This window comes from Paenibacillus sp. BK720, assembly GCF_011761545.1.
In the GTDB taxonomy this organism is placed as follows: Bacteria; Bacillota; Bacilli; order Paenibacillales; family Paenibacillaceae; genus Pristimantibacillus.
In genome coordinates, this window is the sequence record NZ_JAASRQ010000005.1 from 176,421 (window position 1) to 190,612 (window position 14,192).

General features: G+C 46.9%; 5 protein-coding genes and 2 pseudogenes. 6 read left to right on the forward strand and 1 reads right to left on the reverse strand.

The features are described from left to right. Nucleotides 1-85 precede the first annotated feature (85 nt). The 4 genes from FHT67_RS19760 to FHT67_RS19775 all read left to right on the forward strand — a co-directional run bounded on the left by FHT67_RS19760 (nt 86) and on the right by FHT67_RS19775 (nt 10,936). The gene (locus FHT67_RS19760; protein ID WP_167200921.1) at nt 86-8,179 is read left to right on the forward strand and encodes an RHS repeat-associated core domain-containing protein; all 8,094 of its coding nucleotides are present in this window, start codon (nt 86-88) and stop codon (nt 8,177-8,179) included. Between the two features lie 83 nt (nt 8,180-8,262). Next, complete coding sequence (locus tag FHT67_RS19765) at nt 8,263-9,192, forward strand: hypothetical protein (protein ID WP_167200923.1); 930 nt, start codon at nt 8,263-8,265, stop codon at nt 9,190-9,192. A 103-nt stretch (nt 9,193-9,295) separates the two neighbouring features. Beyond that, the gene (locus FHT67_RS19770; protein WP_167200925.1) at nt 9,296-9,934 is read left to right on the forward strand and encodes a helix-turn-helix domain-containing protein; all 639 of its coding nucleotides are present in this window, start codon (nt 9,296-9,298) and stop codon (nt 9,932-9,934) included. 96 nt (nt 9,935-10,030) lie between these two features. Beyond that, nucleotides 10,031-10,936 (forward strand): phage/plasmid replication domain-containing protein, encoded by a 906-nt coding sequence (locus FHT67_RS19775; RefSeq protein ID WP_167200927.1) that lies wholly within the window; start codon nt 10,031-10,033, stop codon nt 10,934-10,936. 236 nt (nt 10,937-11,172) lie between these two features. On the opposite strand, the gene FHT67_RS19780 is transcribed toward FHT67_RS19775, so the two are convergent. Then, a complete protein-coding gene (locus FHT67_RS19780) occupies nt 11,173-11,397 on the reverse strand; it encodes a helix-turn-helix domain-containing protein (protein WP_167200929.1) in 225 nt (74 codons plus the stop codon). Between the two features lie 183 nt (nt 11,398-11,580). Here FHT67_RS19780 and FHT67_RS19785 point away from each other — a divergent pair. Then, nucleotides 11,581-12,358 (forward strand): annotated as a pseudogene (locus FHT67_RS19785) (recombinase family protein). Between the two features lie 222 nt (nt 12,359-12,580). Further along, nucleotides 12,581-13,207 (forward strand): annotated as a pseudogene (locus tag FHT67_RS19790) (IS110 family transposase); the annotation flags it as partial. Nucleotides 13,208-14,192: the final 985 nt, after the last annotated feature.

A 14,192-nucleotide genomic window follows, 5' to 3' on the forward strand; every position in this document is an offset into this window, starting at 1 on the left:
GTGTCTTTCATGCTCATGGCCGGACGCCTATTTTGGCGTTGCGGCTTTTTTCGTGTCGACAACAAGACGGGGAGAGAAGAGAGAAATGAAGGTTCGGGCAATATCGATTGTATTGATTGTGTCCTTGCTGCTGGGGATTGCTCCGGCAACCGTATGGGGCGAAGCAGTGAAAGTGACAGGACAGTTTGTGGCGGACATGATCCCCTCAGGCAGCACGAATGAGGCTGCAGAGGCTTGGACGGATGGGCCAAACAAGACGGAGAATCCGCGGTATTATTCCTTTAATAACGAGCAGGTATTACAAGCTATGACGGATCTTGGGCCGGACCGCACCGGATCGGGCGGCTCCAGCCTGAAGATGAATGATACGAAAGCAATGTTTGATGAACAAGCAGGGCAAGTTACTCTTACCTGGACGGACAGCTTGAAGAGCTGGATAGACTCGCAGGATGGCGATCCGCAAAGTCCTCCAGCCGGCTATGAGGTCACGGTAACGGTAGAGGACTTGGCAACGAAGAAGAGCTATACGCTCGCCGGCGGCAAGAAGGATACAAGCGGCGAGAACAGCATCGTATGGAATGGAAAGGATGCGGATGGCAATCTGCTTCCGGACGGCGTTTATTATTGGACGCTTAAGGCAGATACGGTGCCGACAATCATCTTTAAGCTGCCTCCGGCCGAAGAAGGCGGCGAGCCTGTCCTGAAGCCCGCGAAGGCGCCGGCCTACGCGATGGAGAAGCAGATGATCCGCCTGGACCGCAATGGCCCGGAGATTACCGCCATTCATCCGCTTGGCGGCCAGAAGGTTGCGGTAGAGGTAAGAGATGCGGTAAGCGGCGTGAAGAAGCTTTCGGTTACGGGGGCTGCGCAGCTGACGAAGGAGTGGGCTGGCGATGAGCTCCCTCTTGGAACGGCGGTGCCGATTACGGCAGGAAGCGGCGAGACGATTTATATTAAAGTTGAGGATGCAGCGGGCAATGTAACCGAGGATGAGCTGCCGCTGTATCCTATCGTCACGGGCACGGGTGCTGCGGACAGCATTCCCTATGCCGAATCTCAGGTGGCCGGACAGAATGTCAGAATCAACCTGGCATCGGGCAACGGCTTGCAGAGCTTTGACGGGTTCACGCAGGAGCGTCCGGGTACGGATCTTAATTTCTATCTGACCTATAACCATCAGAACCGGATCAAGGGAAAGCTGGGCTATGGCTGGAGCTTCAGTCTGGATTCCCGGCTGACCAAATGGCCGGACAAAGGCAATATCACATGGACAGGCTTCGACGGGACCGTCTATTGGTTCGAGCCTGCCGGAGATAACAAGTACGTCACGTATGCCAACGGACAGAAGCAGCATTTTCCAAGCTTAACGTTTGATCCGGATTCCAGCTCCGCGGACAAGGACGCCTACATTATGGAATGGCCGGACCAGCTGCGCTACCGCTTCCATAACGATGGACGATTCTGGCTGATCCAGGACCGCTATACGACGGAGATGTCCTTCGAATGGGAAGAGGTATCGACGGCTTACGGCAGCGATTACCGGATCAAGAAAGTATTCGATATCGAGAAAAAGGACGTCGTGACCTTCAACTACGAGAAGGGCAAAGATACGCTGAGCTCGACGATTATCGCCGACATTGACGGTCTGGGCAATGAGATTAACAGCGAGAAGCGCAAGTTCTACTTCATGTACAATACAGCCGGCGAATTCGTTGGTTATCGCGCGCCTTCCCAGACGATTACGCGTTTCGTCTACGATGACCTGCACCGCGTTGTCAAAGTGATCGATAACGGCAATAACGTACGCGAGGAAGAAGGGGCAACGAAGGAATCGGTTACAACCGCATGGAAATACGGCACGCAGAACCGAGTCGAGCGCATCGGCATGACCCGCAGCCAGGATCAGGCGGAGGAATTCCTCGGGGCATCGTATGGGGCGAATGAAGCAACCGTGCAGCAGCCATCCGGCAGCTACAAGCTGAGCTGGGACCGGTATCTCCATCCGACTCAGATGGTCGAGACGGTGAAGACGGCAGATGGAGACAGACAAGCGACTACGTCGTATGCCTACAGCGGCAACAATCTGATCCGCGTGACCGATCCGATGAACCGCGTAACGCGTTACCGGTACAATGACGCGGATATGGTGGTGGCGCAGCAAAGCCCTTCAGGCCGCATTGTGAATTACTCCTACGATGAGGATCTGGATCCGACAGGCGAGACCGGGCCTAACGGCCACCGGATTGTGATCAGCTATCAGAAGGATAACCGGAAAATATTGACCCGTACCACAACGCAGGCTGCCGTTGATCCGGCTGGCGTTAATGACGAGGCCAGCATCAGCACCGTTGAAACGTATAATGCCAAGGGTGAACTGGTTAAGAGAACGGACGGCAACGGCAATGTTTTTAACTATACTTATGATGACAATGGATTCGTAACAAGCGACGGTACAACAACCTCCTATGTGAATGACCGGAACGGCAATCATACTTCTATTATTATGGATGCAGAAACGACTGATGAAGCTGTAACGACCCAGACGTTTAATGCGGTAGGCTGGCTGATGCATAGCGAGTCGCCGGAAGGTCTGTCAGAGGATTTCGAATACGATCCATGGGGACGGATAACCAAGCACGTACAGCATGATCTTGGCGATTCATCCAAGATACTCACTACCACCTACCGCTATGACGACGGCGGCAACCTTATTGAACAATCGGACGGCTTAACGTCTACAGCCTACACCTATGATGGAATGGGCAGACAGCTGACGTCGAAGATGACGGCACTTGATGGAACGGAAGGGACCATTACCGAATCCTATGTGTATGACAGCCGGGGATTGCAGATCAAGCATACGGATTCCCGCGGCGAAGCAACCGAAACGGCGTATAACGTTGCCGGAGATCCGGTGCGTACGGTTGTATCGCCGGGCAATGAGACGACAACAATCGAATATGATGCAGCAGGACGGATGTCCGCGGTAGTTGCGGCAGACGGAGGAAGAACGGAATACAAGTATGACAGCTGGGACCAGGTTGTTGAAGAGAAGCAGCTTATTCAGACGCTGTTCCCCGGCAATATGTCGGCTGCTCGCTCCAGCTCTTCGAGCATACAGGAGGCCGTAACGACCTACCGGTACGATTCGGCTGGACGCCAGATCGAGCGGAAGGACCCGAACGGATCATGGACACGAACCGTATATGACGGGAACGGTCAAACCGCAGAAGTAACGGCAGGCGGACCCGTTCCCGAGTGGAACGGGACAATGCTTGCGGCAGGACTGTCGGACAGCCTGTATCCAGGGCATGAGGTGCTTCAGACAAGACAGTATGCCTTTGATAAGCTTGGCAGAATCGTGAGTAAGACAGACAGCAACGGCAATAAGACCGAGTATCGTTACGCGGGCCGGACCGTGAAGACAAGTACTCCTGCGCTTGATGAGAACGGTAAGGCAGTTAGTTACGAACGTACCGATGTATACGATACGAATGGACAGGTTGTACGATCCGTCTCCGAGGCCGGCGACGTTACAACAAGCCGGTATGACGCTTTTGGCAATATAGTTGAGTCCGTTAATGAAGAAGGGCAGAAGATTGTCTCCACCATCGACGTCTATGGCCGTGTATCCACACGCACGGAAGCAGTTGATGCGGAGTCGGGCAGCGTTCAGAAATTTACGTTCAAGACCGACGCCTGGGGGAATGTCACAGAAGAGCGCCGCCAGCTGAATGGCAGCGAGTGGGCAACAACTGTATACAGTTATACACCGGAAGGGGATTTGCTCAAGGATACCTCGCCGGAGGGGCTTGTTACTACGTACAGCTATGATGAACACGGGCGTATGAAAGAAAGCGTTGAACAGAACAAGGCCGGTGGTTCGGTAGAAAACCGGACAACATCCTATACGTACGATGCAATGGGCAGACAGACGAAGACGGTACAGCCGGACGGCAGCGAGACGCAGACGGTCTATAATACAGCCGGTCAAGCGGTTCTGTCGATCGATGGTCTGAACAATATTGAAGAGAGCCGGTATGATGCAGGAGGCCGCCTTGTTACATCCATTGCTTATAAAGCAGGAACGACGGCTCTTAATGAAGCGAATATTTCGGCAGTCAGCCAGTATGTGTATGATGGGGCCGGCAATGTCGTATTGGAAAAGGATCCTAATGGCAATCTGATTCGTTCTGTCTATGACAAGAATGGCATGCTGAACAAAGAGATTCACTACGATGGCGGGTCGATGACCGGAGATTCGATCGAGAATACGTTCAGCTACGATCCTCGGGGCTTAATGATCGCCTCCATCGACGGCAATGGGCATCAGACAACTTATGCTTATGATGCAGAGGGTCAGCAGCTGCTGGAGAAGGATGCGGTCGGCCAGTGGACGCGGTCAGAATACAGTCCTGCCGGTTACGTAACGGCTGAACGCCGTCCGCTTGGTCGGGATACGGAGTGGAAGTACGACTACCGCGGCAACCTGCTGGAGGAGAAGGATTCGCTTGGGCGCACGCAGCGCTTCAAGCTCGATCTGGATGGCCGAACGGAGACCGAATACAATCGTCTCGGCGAAGCGACCAAATATGATTACGATAATGAAGGACGCTTAACCGCAGAGCAATCGCCTAGCGGCGGTCCGTTCAGCTATCGTTATGACTCCGCCGGCAACAAGCTGGAAGAGGTTCGTCCGGTATACGGTACGGTTCACTACGATTATGATGAGCGGGACAGCCTGACATCCATCGAAGAGCCGCAATCCGGTTCCGGCGGGCTGACAACCTCCTATACGTATGATGCGGAGATGAACCGGACCAGTCAGCAGGATGGCAACAGCCAGCTGACGACTTACAACTATGACGAGCTTGGCAGACGTCTTCAGAAGGTTGTCGTCCGTTCAGAGGACGGCAAGGATGTTTTCGAATATCAATATGATCCGAACGGCAACCTGCTGGAAGAGAAGAAGCCGGGCGGCCTGACGACGAAGTATCAGTACGACTTCATGAACCGCAAGATCCGGGAAGAGTACAGCGATGGCACCTGGTACGCGTATACCTATGATAAAGCGGACAATATGCTGACCCGTACCGATAAGAACGGAACCATCACGTACAGCTATTACGACAACAACCAGCTGAAGGAAACGGTATATCCGAACGGCGACAGCGTCGTGTACGAATACAATGCCAACGGCGAGAAAGAAGCAGAGATCGTTAATGGTGTCCGTACCGAGTATACGTACGATGCAGGAGGACGCCCGACAGGTTATACCGATAGCAAAGGCTATAAGTACGAATACCAATTCGATGCGGACGGTTACGTCACCTCGGTGAAATATCCGAACGGCACCGTTACTGCTACCGATTACAAGCCGGGCCATCTGATCGATTCGCAGAACACGACAAGCGCAGGCGCATCCCTGCACGACAGCCAGTATACGTATAACGCGCGCGAGTTCATTACCGGCGTTAAAGAGCAAGGCGATAACAGCCGATATACGTATAACAACAGGGAGCAGCTGGAGCGGGTAGAAACCCCGGATGGCGATGTCATAGTCTATCAATATGACGGAGCGGGCAACCGTACCGTCCGCAAAGCGATCATTCAAGGCGCAGCAGAAGACAAGAACAAGGTTATTACAACGGATGAGCTTGTGCAGATGGTCCTTGAATCGTATGGCATGAAGCCAAGCAAGGATACCAACCCTTCCAACCCCGACACAGGAAACCCGGTCATTTGTGAGCCGAACGGCAACGGCAACAACGGCAACGGTAACAACGGCAACGGAAACGGTAATGGCAATGGCAATGGTAATAGCGGGAATGGTAACGGAAACGGCAATGGCGTGAAGAAGACAAGCTTGTCTTCCATGAGCCAATTAAGCCTATCTAGCGGCCCAAGCCAGTACGCTGCAAAGAGTGACAGTTCTGGCGGAGCGAACAAAGGCAACGGAAACAGCAACGGTAACGGTTACGGCAATGGAAACACTAATGGAAACACTAATGGAAACAGTAATAGTGGTAAAGGTAATGGAAATGGCAATGGTAATAACGGTAATGGCAATGGAAATGGCAATAATGGAAACGGAAATAGTAATGGCAACAACGGCAACAACGGCAACAACGGCAACAACGGCAACAATGGCGGCGGCTGTGGCTGGCTGAAGGCGCTGGAGAATGGCAACGGCAAGAAGGTTGGCCTTTATAAGAAGCTTGGTGCTGCATATGGAGCAGCGGAAGATGGAACGATTACTCCGGAAGTGGCAACAATGTTCGAGACAGGTCAAATCGAGCATCTCTTGGCAGCCATTGACAACCTTGTTAACGGTGAAGTCAACCTTCCTCCGGGCGAGCACACCAAGCTGTTCCAGCGTATTCGTCAGGTTGGCAAAGGGTATACGGTAATCGGCACGAATTATATGTATAACGCCCGGAACCAGCTCGTCCATCGCGAGAATCTGATCCGTTACGAGGATTACGATTATTCCTATGACGAAGCAGGCAACCTGCTGACGGATGGACGCAGCAAGTACGAATGGAATGCGCTTGGCCAGTTAACGAAGGTAACGTTCCCTGATGGTTTTGGCGAGAAATACACCTACGACATGCTGGGACGCCGGATCAGCAAGACGGATTTCAATCACACTGGAGAAACGCAAGAGACAACGAATTACACGTACAAAGGCGATACATGGGCGATTACCGAAGAGCGTGACAGCAGCGGTCAAGTGACGAAGTCGTATACGTATGATGCGAACGATCGGCCTTTGACCATTACGATGGAAGGTCAGACGTTCTGGTACGTGTACAACGGACATGGCGACGTTACGGCGCTAACGGACAAAGACGGCAAAGTCGCAGCCCGTTACGAGTATGATGCATGGGGTCTTGTATCCCGTATGTACAACGGCTTAGGGGAACGTGTCCGCGAAGGCATCGGCTGGATCGGCGACCTTGGCACCGGCAACGGAAGCCCAGGATCCATACAAGGTCCGGAGGATGAGACCGGGAACACCGAGCCGGATTACCATCCGGGCAACGGCAATAACAACGGGAACGGCAAGGGTAATGGTGCAGCGAAGAAAGATAAGGCGGTGCAGGAAGCTACATCTGCTCAAGCTGTAACGGAAGCGTCCGTCTCTGAACAATCTGGTGCAACTACTACTGATACCGTAAGCGTGGATCTGTCAGCCGAGCTGTCGGCTGTAGAGACCGAACCAACGGATGATATTACTACGGACTTGGTCAAAGAGAACCCTTACCGCTACGCAGGTTACTATTGGGATCGGAAGACGCAGTATTATTACCTGCAGGCACGCTACTATGACCCTCGCTTGGCTCGGTTTATTTCTGAGGATACGTATGAAGGGGAAGTAGAGAATCCTCAGAGCTTGAACCAGTATGTGTATGTGGAGAATAATCCGCTTAAGTATATTGACCCTAGCGGCATGGCTCCAGTTTTAATCGGGTATGTTTATATTATTGAAGGACCATATAAAGGTAAAACTGAAACATATATAGGATCTACAGCACAAGATCTTAAAAAAAGGATGGGGAAACATAGATGGAAAGAAATAGTTACAAATCCTGATTCAACAGTAAAAGCTATTGAAGTAAAAGCAGAACTTGATGTTAAAGGTTCAGGACGAGGAACCTATTTTAGTGCGAGAAATGAGGCATTGAGAGCAGCTGAGCAAGAAGTAATCAATAAATATAAAGACATGGGGATAAAATTGAAGAATGAAGTAGCTGCAGCTACACCTGAAAATATGGACAGCTGGAAAATTCGCCATTCGGTTAAATTCAATGTTAACTCGGCAAAAGTAGCTTTAAGAGGCGGTAACCGTGTAAACTCTGCAATGGGAATATTTGATATGTACAATGCTTACCTGAATTTAAGAAAGTCGGAATATGAATACGCTCCATATTATATGCAAGATCAAGGAGGAGTGTTTACAATTGGATATTCTAAAGCTAGTTATTTTTCTAAAACAAAGTACTTTAAAACCTACCAGTCGGGTCCGTCAAAAGGCAAGAAAGTTTATATTGATAAACAAGAATATAATTATTGGAAGGCAGAAGGTACAGCCCTGTGGGGATATTTAGATGGCTGGGGTAATTTTGTTCCTGGTTTATTAAACCCAATACTACCAAGTTCAGAAATAGTTATATAGCGGAGTAGCGGAGTAATGGTCCAAATGAAACTTCAATTCATTTGGTCGCAAAGACAAACTATTTAGAAAGGATGATGAGCTTAATGTCAGAAGAGCTAATAATAGATGAGTCTCAATTTTCACATCTCACATATATAGCACCACAATATAAAAGTTTGAAAATAAGTAATCCTTCTGATGTACAAGTAGATGCTGAGGCTTTAATCAAGCATCTTAAACAAACGGGTGGTATTGATAGGATTGAAAAATTGACGATTAATTATAATTCTTCTTTAAAGAATCTTGACGTATTAAGAGCATTTACTAATCTGAAAATTTTGTATGTTTTTGGACATCACATCCAATCATTTGATGGAATTGAATGGTTTAATGTTGGTGAATATATAAACATTGAAACTCATCGCAATCGGCGAAGAGATATCTCCCAGCTATCTCAAATAAAAGTAAAACGTATGGATCTTTATGTAGAACGTATAGAAGATTTATCTGCAATTGCCAAATGTAGTTATCTTAAAACAATTGATATCTATCACTCCATGGAGCCTGATTTAAAAGAATGGAAAGAGGTACCGTTTGATGAAATTTCATTTAAGAGCTGCAAATTTAAAGAGTTAGGGAACACGGCAGCTATAGCAAGCTTATATGACCTCAGCGTACTAGGGTGTCGTAGTCTCGAACAATTTAGAGGGGATAACAGTAACATTAAAAGGCTGGTAGTGGACAATTGTAAAAAACTGGATTTAGGTACGTTGACTACTTTTGAAGGAGTTGAAGTATTAATTGTAAATAGCTGTACCAAGGAAATGAATCTGAAAGAAATCAGGGGACTGAAGTACGTTAAAAGTATTGATTTCATTTTATGCAATGTAGAAGTCGACTTGATAGACTTAAAAGAGTACTTTCCGAAAATAGAGTCATTGCATATCTCAGGAATGAAAAAAGAGTATGGGCTACAATTAAAACGATTGAATCCTGATGTTATGATCACAAGCAGATCATTTGAATTAGAGTAAGTGTGAAGCCACATGCGAGTGTAACAACTCCATGTGGCTTTTTTGTGGAGTTGACATTCTGAGTATGGCGATGTATAATTCATTTCCGTAAGACATACTAAGTATGGCGGTGATTGAGCTGATTGGATTACAGTATATAGCAGACACGTTTCAGATGGAGTACAAAACGGTTGCGGAGAGGGTCGGCGTTTCCAAGCAGACGTTTCAGGATTGGATAAAGGGTCGGCGTAAAGTCCCGCAACAGCGATTAGAAGCATTGTCTCGACTGTTCGGAATAACAGAGGTTGAGTGGTTTCAGAAGGAGTTAACGGATTCTGAGAAGACTGAAATACAGATTCATTACTTCCAGCAATCCGATGTCATTGAAGAAGTTGAGGACACGCACGTTGACGATGATGGGCTTGAACACACGGTCAAGTACAGTGTTTCTCAGAACAAGAGTATCATTGATTTTCTTCAAGAGCGAAGTGCAGAAGATCGACTTCTCGAACGTACAGAGGAAGCGGTCAGGAACGATCATGCCGAAGGCAAAGACAACAAGGTCATGCTCGAACAACTCTTGACGGTGATAGAAGGTAAAGCGACTCAGAGAAGAGCGCTTGAACTTGTCTTGTACGCATTGACAGAGTATGGACAGGACGAATGGGGCGGTGTTCGTCCGCAATTCATCAAGTTTGACGAAAAGGGATTCTTCGATAAGTTCAACATCTTGCTTAAAGACTTTGGTCTTTCGAACGATTAGGAGGTGGTAGTTATACCGTTCTGCTTCTCATTCTTATAACATATCCAATACGATCCAAGATTTTAGATTATCCTACAAATAGAGAGAAGGTTTCATATGTTTGACACAGTAAAACTGAAAGTACGACCCATCTACATTGATTCAGATACGATGGCTGAGCTAAATGCCAAGTCATTTACAAGTTTAAGCAAGGAGACTGGCGCATTAAGCTCAAGCTATACGATTTACGATGAACAAATCCCGTTCATTAAGTATATTGAAAGCAGCCAAACCCTGCATGTTCAAGTCTCCATACCAAAGTTTCTCTACGGAGACAACGTAACGATGCTGACAGAAGCAGATATTTCTTTTTTCTTCGAAAGATTACAAAACAGGATCGAGCAATTATTCCATATTCATATTCCGCATGATGAGTGGACAATAAGCCGATGTGACGTATGCTGGAACTTCCAAGTCGGTAAGGATGTAGGGGAATACGTGAAGTGGTTCAGTAAGCAAAAGCTAGCCTATAAGGATACAATTACGTACAACCAAGATCAAACCGTTGCATTTAAGAATAAAAGCAGTGGAATCCAGTTCTACGATAAGCATAAACAAGTCACAAGAGTCAAGGAAGCTAGCGACCTTATTGAGCGTTCCAAAGGGATACTGCGGCTAGAAGTTAATCCGAGTGACAACGATATAAAGAAATATGCTCCTGAAAGGAAAGCCGTCGAACTGCTCACCAAGCCATTCTTTGACTACATGACAGATAAGGCGCTTCGACAAATGGAATATCCCTCGGAAGCTAGTGAGATTAGCTTATCTTGGCTGATGGAGAACAAAGAAAGCATATCCAAGATCGAAACCATGCTTGGCTTTCAGATGCTGCAAAGAATGTTCGATGAATCCACGCTTAGGCAGATATATAAATCGTCAACCTTTGCCAACAGAAAAAACATGGCAAAAAAAATGACAATTCCCAAAGGGAACTGCCTAAGTCCATTAGCTATAAACAGCTAGAATACACATCCGCAGACAGGGACACGTTATTTTAGCGATAACGATAAGAAGTCCAAGATGCTGGATGAAATAAAAATAACATAGCTTCAATTGTACGTGAAAACAAAGATAAATCAATTCCCGACCGCAAAGAAATGTTTACCTTCACGATATGAAATGGTCGGGGGATGGTTTACATCCAAAAGCGTGAAATAGATTGGGGAGAAGGGCATAGCACATCCAGCGACCGACTATGGTTAATTTTCGAGTGCCTGAGCTTCCTTATCTTCAACAATTAATTCATGAATCGAAATGTCCAACGCTTCACATATGGCTTCCAGCGTTCGGATATAGACCCTGTCTACAGAGTCAGAGCAAAGATGGTTGATCGTTGCATGGCGTATATTCATTTGCAGAGAAAGCTGGCGTTGGGAAATTCCTCTCTCGGCTAATATTTCTTTCAATCGAATCTTGATTTTCATAGGAATGTAGTCCTCCGCTAATACATCGTACTCTTAACCGTACTATATCATATTTTACTCAGTCTAGCATTGATATATACGCTTAAAGGTAATATAATCATATTATACTTTTAAGAGTATAACTCTTTGGCGTAACACTAATTAGAATTCGTGTAACGCTAGGGTTAACGGGGAGGAAGTACGATGAATGTCATAGGTTATGTTCGGGTTAGTACACAAGGGCAAGCGAAGGATGGTTACAGCCTATCCTATCAGCAGGACGAAATCAGAACCTATTTATGAGCGTCAGGGATGGCATCTGATTCACGTTTTTGCCGATGAAGGCATCAGTGGTGCGAAGGTGGACGAGGAAGCGTTAGAAGTCGAACGAGAGGGCTTCCAAGACATGATGTCGTTTATAGCTAGCAAAAAGATTGATTATGTTGTCGTATTAAACACAAGCCGACTATGGAGAAGTGATATAGTCAAAGTGCTTGTACATAGAGAACTAAAACGGCATAGCATCGACATTCAAAGTATTGAGCAGCCAACATATAGCATATTCAAGAAAGACCCTTCTGACTTTCTTATTAACGGTCTGATGGAGTTGTTGGATGCGTACCAACGATTGGAGATTTCCATGAAGTTGGGACGAGGACGGAACAAGAAAGCATCAGAGGGCAAGTTTGCAGGTGGTGGCATTCCTTTTGGTTACAAAGGGAAGCGAGGTTCAAAGAAGATCGTCATTGACGAGAAGCAAGCAGCCATTGTTCAGCGATTATTTAATCTTAAAGAGCAGTATCCAGCATGGTCATTAACGGCGTTAGCCGAGAAGTTAAATGAAGAAGGGTTCTCTACGGAGCGAGGTACGATGTTCACCAAAGTACAGGTGAAGCGCATCCTAGACCGTAAGACATTTTATCAAGGCAAGTATCGTTACGGACAGATCGAAGCAGATGGATTGCATCAAGCGATTATTTAGAACACAAGTAAGGTGAATAAGAGATTGCTAACGTGTCTTTGCGGCATTGACCGCTCGAACTGAGGATGCAAACTTATTAACCGTTGTTGTTCTCGCCACTCGTTTGAGTGGTTACTAATGGGCTGGATACATACGAAGCAGGTGTCTGAGTAGCACTGATTCTTGATGGAAATGGAATCAAACTCATTGGTAACAATTCAAATACAAAAGGAGCGGAGAAGCATGATTGAACAGCAGAATCTTATTTATGTAGGTGTTGACCTGCATAAGCAGCATCATACAGCTGTCTTTATTGACTGTTGGAGCAAGAAGTTAGGTGAGTTTCAGTTCGATAACAAGCCGTGTGCCTACCCGTCGCTCGTCAAGGAAGTGAAGAAGTATGTTAAGAAGGGCTTATCAGTTGTCTATGGACTAGAGGACGTTGGTGGCTATGGCAGAGGACTTGCTGTCTATCTTAAAGACAATCAATGCTGGGTGAAGGAAGTCAATGCGAAGCTTGCCAATGCCAGAAGGCAAAGCCATGTGACGGTACAGAAGTCAGATAGTTGGGATGCTGAATGTGTGGCAAAGGTACTGCGAGATGAATTGGAGCGATTGCCTGATGCAAAGCCGATAGACCTGTATTGGGCAATCAGTCAGCTTGTGACACAGCGTAAGGGATTAGCCAGAAGCTTAACTGGTACAGTGAAGATGCTTCACCAACAGATAAGCTATCCCTATCCAAGCTACAAGAAATTCTTCTCCGAGGTCGATGGGAAGACGGCGCTTGCGTTTTGGGAAGCCTATCCTTCTCCTCACAGAATGAAAGACTTGTCAGAGGAAGGCTTGGCTAAGTTCCTTCGAAGCCTGGGACGCCGAATCAGTAAGACATTAGTTTGATTTGGATTGCTTTCTGTAAAAGGACTTTTACTAAATAAGTTCTCGAGTTAGTTAATTTCTATATTAACCACATGCGAGTGTAACAACTCCATGTGGTTTTCTTTTCTATTCGGCGCTTTAACGATGCTTAATTTAATACTTCATAGCCACTTCTCTCGGTTATCGAACTAATTCCAAACCAATTGCACGTATATCTGATCGCAAATTCGCGAGCCGACTAATACACCGAAGAAGGCTTTGGAAAAGGATTTCACTTTACTGATAGAGAAATAGTTGCCATTGCGGAAGATTAAACGATACCTTGAAAACTCTAGGCTGAAATGCTGAGTTAGAAGGAGATGTCTAATGGCTAATAAATCCATAAGCGTTCCTAAGGACATCAAGACTTATCTGGACGGACTTCCTAATGTGATAGTTATGTTGTTGATCTGATTAACCGAGATCGTGGGAGCGGCGATGTTAATCTGGAGCGTTCGATTCGGAAGGTGTTAACTGAACTGCTCGCCGAGCTAAAGCCCCTTCCCGTCCGAGCAAAAACCACATGTGAGTGTAATAAACTCCATGTGGTTTTCTTTTTAGAAGTGCTCATGTTTCCCTTAGACATGGCTTCGGTTGGCTGAAAGCTCATGAGAATGGCAACGGCAAGAAGGTTGGCCTTTATAAGAAACTTGGTGCTGCATATGGAGCAGCGGCCCAGAAGAGATCCTTCTGGAAAGGAATAGTCAGACGGTGTTGACGAATGATTTGGATGAAGCCATTAAGGAACTGATAATTGAATTAAATTCTTAAGAATTGTTTACTAGCCCATGATTTGAGCATGATTAACTAGTTCATCAATAGTAAAAGGAAATTGTTCATTACCCGGTGTTCTGGAATACGAAAATGCAGAAATAGTGAAAGATTTGTGTTCATTCCTCTCCTATCATCCTTCAGGGGGCGCTCTATAATAGGAGTT